Genomic DNA, 4,759 nt, shown 5'->3' on the forward strand with positions numbered 1-4,759 from the left:
CTTAAACTTCTCTCTGAATCACCTTCGGATGCAGTGACGGCGGTCTTATTACCTGAAGGTGTGGATGGTGATAAACTGGTAAAAATTTTAAGGACAAAATATGGTATGTCCATAGCAGGCGGGCAGGAACAACTAAAAGGTAAAATCATAAGAATTTCCCACCTTGGCTGGCAGGATGAGTTTGATGTCCTCACAGCAATCAGCGGTGTTGGTGTGGGACTTAGGGAAATGGGTGTTGAGATTGACATTGAAAAAGGCATCTCAGTCGCCCGGAAGATATTATTTGGTTGAAGAAGAGTGTTTTGTCCTAATAAGAAATATTCAAAAATTAAGAGTGGTTTATTTCTTTTATTGACTGGTTAATTTTATCCGCAAAATCAGAAAAATTATCAAACCAGTATTGTCTATAATTCTCTAAAACTTCTGCACTACCTCTTTTTACCTTAAGTAGCAGTTTTGTAATTATTGAAATACCGTTGTTGTACGGAAAGACTCTAATCTTTTTCTGTCCATTTTCTTCAACCTCAAATATCCTTGAAAAACCATCAATCTTTCTGTATCCATCGGCATATTCTGTCCCTTTTGGGTCAACAAACAGAATCAAGTATTTTTTGCCTTTTTGTGCCCAGAAGATAAAGTCCGGTTTGAAATTAACGACATTATTTTCCTTCGGGTTGTAATAAGGAATAAAAACTTCGTCCAGAGTTTGGTCAATCTTTGAAAACATCCACCAGTCAAACTGCGTAAAAATATTGTTCGGATTTGCAAGATATCCTTCTAACTCCTCAATAAATCTTACCTCACTATCAACATTTATGATATGATTGAGGTAATCAATTTTTTCTGTCTCTGAAACTATTATAGGAAGATAGTAATGGTTAGCAAGATACTTGATTTTAATTCTTTGATTGTTAATCTCGTAATGAGAAGATTGGTCAAATAACTTAAGTTGTTCATCATACTTTTTCCGTTTTCCTGTTTTAAATAATTCGTCTAACTGTTTCTCGTGTTCTGGTTTATTCCTTATGATTTCAATTCTCTTTTTGATTTCCTCATATTTTTCGCCATCACTGAACCTGACTTTCTTAAAATGCACGATTTCACCTTCTAATTTTTTAAATTCATCCAACTCTTTGTTTTTAACTCCAAAATATTCAAAAATCCGTTCCAGAGTTAACTCCGGTTCAAAGAGCGAGTCCCTTTCGTCAAAATCATAGTACCTATCTTTGTTCGCAAAACTTTCTTTCACTTTATTCAAAACCTTTACTTCACAATTATATTTAGCCAGAGCAACTTTATCACCTAAAAATCTGTAGAATTGCGATGTTATATCAAAATCTTCCCTCCTGATGGAATATCTCTGGATGTCTTTTTCTTCAGCAAAAATTCTTTTAGAGTTTTTGTAAACTGGCACCAGAAGAAGATGTCTTTGCACCTCCGGGTTTAAGATAAACAATTCACCCAAACTCTTATCCTGTTTTTCTGCTTTTAGCGTTGCGATTATTTCTTTTAAGTTTTTCGTGTTGGTTCCAAAAACGAACAGGGACTCAATTGGTAAAATCAGATTTTTAACTTTTTCAAAAACTTCATTTTTAATTTTCTTTGCATTTAATAACTTTTGAAGTCGTTTTCTTTGATGTTTTTGTGGCTCTATTCTTACGCCTCTGCCAACTGATTGCAGAATGAATTTTTTGGCATCACTTCCTACTCCAATATTAATAAACAAAATAATGTTTGGTCTGTTAGAATCCCAGCCCTCGTAAAAAGAACGAGAGCCCATTAAAATATTTATATCTGAATCATCCTGATTGATTCTCTTAAAATAACTTTCATTTTCAACACTTTCAATTATCTCATATCCTTCAAGTTTATCATCCAGCCATCCAGAAATGTCTCCGATTTTTATTAACGCAAATGGCTTGTCAGCCGTTATTAGTTTAAAAATCAATTCCTGTCTATTCCCTGGGATTTTTAAAACCTCAATTGTACCCGGAGTTTTAGCGTTCAAAACATCTTTCAAAACATCCTTATAGTCCAATTTTCTAATTAAATCAGCATTTATTAAACATTTAAGTTCCTCAAACTCAAATGTTGAATGGTCATTGAACTCTTTGATAAGTTCTTGCTTCGCATTATTAAATAAATCTGCTCTAATTTCATTTTTGGCAACTCTTTCCAATTCTCTGAAAAACAATTCTAAATCAGATTCTTCCACATCTACAGAATTAACAAGAGTAAGAAGTAATGGACGGTGATAAAAAGAGCCATCAACTCCTTTAATTTTTTTAAAATACTTATTTATGTAAGTTAATAGCAGCATTGTTTTCAAAACAATCTTCTGCTTTTCAATCTGAGAAAAATCATTCTGTTTATCACGAAATGAGGCAACATTAGCAGAAGATACATAAATATGTTTACCGTATCCTTCTTCTACAAACTTTGAAAGATTGAAGTTAAAAATACAGGTAGCAAAGTCCCGCGGGTCGGTAAATGTGGCGGAGAAATTAAAGAGAAATCCGTTTCTTGAAAGTATTGAGTATAAAATTTGCCTCTTGCTGTCTTCTTTATCCCCCTTGTGTGCTTCATCCAGAAGAACATACCATTTGCCACCATTATCGTAATTCCTGAAATTAACAATTTTCTCTTTATGCTCATCAGAAATCAGGTCAGAACGATAATAAAAAACTGTAATTTCATTTCTGGCAAAAGGCAGAATACTTTCTCGCTTTACACTCTCATAATCTCTCAAACTTTTTAGATTTATCTTTGTATCAAAATTGAAATTGTTAAACTCTTCAATATGGTTCTTAAACTGCTCCAGAAGGTCATCACGGTGTGCCAGAAAAAGAATATCCCTCTCAGGCAATTCTTTTTCTGTAATAAGTTTGCCTATAAACTCAATCAATTTAACAATAATCAGTGTCTTGCCTGAACCTGTCGCCATCCAGAAACTCATTCTGTTGATAAAATGAGCAAATGAGATTTTGTTATCAACCACCGGATAATCTTCTGGATACTCTAAAAGATACTTAGCCGTCTTACTATCCTGTTTTTTCTTTAGGTCATAATCAAAATCTTCTTCAAGCCCATTAAGTTTGTAATGCTCAAACAGTGATTTTTTATCTGAATTTTTGTCTTTTAAAAATAGATGTAATGCCTTGAGGGAGTTTTTTAATGCATCCTGTTGAAAATCAAAAAGTGTTTTGTCTTTTGAAAATCGGCTGAAATCAAATCTCTGCCACTTTGCAGGCAATGTCTCAAAAGGAATATCATATACAATGTGTTGTAGATAAAGTTTATTAATCATCTTTGCCCTATTTGACTATTTTTGCATATATTTCCCCATTTTGTTATTTGGCGTCTTTGTGGCGTCTTCCTGTCGGCTTTGGCGTCTTTATTATATAACTTGTGCCTTTACCAGTAGTCCCCTTTTGTTCCAGTATTTCTTTACTAACTAATTCAGATAAATCACGTGTAGCTGTTCTTTCTGAAGTATTACAAATTTGCTGATATTCTTTATTTGTAATCTTTCCTTTTTCTTTTACATACAATACTGCTTTTATCTGTCTCTCATTTAATCCTATTTTTCTCAAATTTTCTTCTGTATAAATATCTTTATATAAATAAACTGTAAAACCACCAAATTCTTCTTTAAATTCAGGCTCTGGAAGTCCAGATTTCTTACACTCATCAATAATTTTTATTGTTCCCCTTCCCCATGCTTCTATCAACCCTGCCTTGAAAAATACATCCGCCAATAATCCATTCCTTGGATAAGACGAATGATTTTTCTTTAATTCATCAACATTGATTCCTTCTGGAAGTGTTCCTACATTCCAGAGTATTATTTTATCAGGGTAAATTTTTAATTGAGTATGAGGGCCGAAATAATCTCTATGAACTACTGCATTGATTATCGCTTCTCGTAATGCTCCTTCAGGATATTCCAGTTCTTCTTTTCTGTAAATCTCTCCAAATCGTATCTCAGAGATAAGATATTTTGTCCGCAGTAATTCCATTGTCTTTTCAACCTGTTTAAAAAGATTTCCTTCTACCTCATCAGAACTTACAATGTCTGTATCAGTTAAAAATTTACCAACCTTTATATAAGCACTTGGCCAGAATTTCTTTAAGTTTTTTCCAAAGAGAAGAATCGCTGCCCTTGTTAACTTTCCATCATCAAGCAGATTTAATTTCTCAAGAACCTTTATCGGCTCTTTTTCATTCTTTACAAATGGTATCCTTTTCTCTGCAATTTGCTTGAATTTTTCAACAGTTTCAACATCAATATCTTCAATAACTGCTCTTTCTTCTATATATTCGTCCCAATCCTTACCTGATTTTGAAACGAGAAATCTCATCAGGTCTTTACCTTTTAATTCCTGAATTGTGCTGCCACTTCTGATATAAAACCTACCTTTATAAGAAATTGGTGCGTAAGATGGTTTGACTTTTACTATAATAATCTCTTTACCCTCTCTCCTTCCCAGTGTTATGTCTGAAATAATACCGAGAATATCTCTAAATTTATTAGGCAATTCTTCAAGAAGTTTCTTACTATCTTTTATTCCAACTGGCTTGCCACTATCATCAACTCCTATGAGTAATTTCCCACCATCAGTATTTGCAAAGGCACAAATCCATTTCAAATATTCATCCCGCCAGGAAGGTTTAAATTCAACGGTTTGAGATTCTGTATGTTTCATCACTCCCACCAGATTAGGGGCTTAATGAGTTTATAATCCAAATCTTTGGTATT

The 4,759-nt window shown here is 33.4% G+C and carries 3 protein-coding genes; 1 reads left to right on the forward strand and 2 read right to left on the reverse strand.

The window, feature by feature from the left end:
- Positions 1 to 291: alanine--glyoxylate aminotransferase family protein (locus PKV21_09110; protein ID HOM27644.1), on the forward strand; the 291-nt coding region annotated here is incomplete at its 5' end.
- A 37-nt stretch (positions 292 to 328) separates the two neighbouring features.
- Here the strand turns inward: PKV21_09110 and PKV21_09115 are convergent.
- Both PKV21_09115 and PKV21_09120 read right to left on the reverse strand, forming a co-directional pair.
- Positions 329 to 3,307: a DEAD/DEAH box helicase family protein gene (locus PKV21_09115; protein HOM27645.1), complete on the reverse strand. Its 2,979-nt coding sequence runs from the start codon at positions 3,305 to 3,307 to the stop codon at positions 329 to 331.
- Between the two features lie 43 nt (positions 3,308 to 3,350).
- Positions 3,351 to 4,706: an ATP-binding protein gene (locus tag PKV21_09120; GenBank protein ID HOM27646.1), complete on the reverse strand. Its 1,356-nt coding sequence runs from the start codon at positions 4,704 to 4,706 to the stop codon at positions 3,351 to 3,353.
- Positions 4,707 to 4,759 lie beyond the last annotated feature (53 nt).

This window comes from bacterium (assembly GCA_035371905.1).
Lineage (GTDB): Bacteria > Ratteibacteria > UBA8468 > B48-G9 > JAFGKM01 > JAMWDI01.

Coding starts and splice junctions, on each gene's coding strand:
- PKV21_09120 (HOM27646.1), bottom strand. CDS start 4,706: ATGAAACATACAGAATCTCAAACCGTTGAATTTAAACCTTCCTGGCGG.
- PKV21_09115 (HOM27645.1), bottom strand. CDS start 3,307: ATGATTAATAAACTTTATCTACAACACATTGTATATGATATTCCTTTT.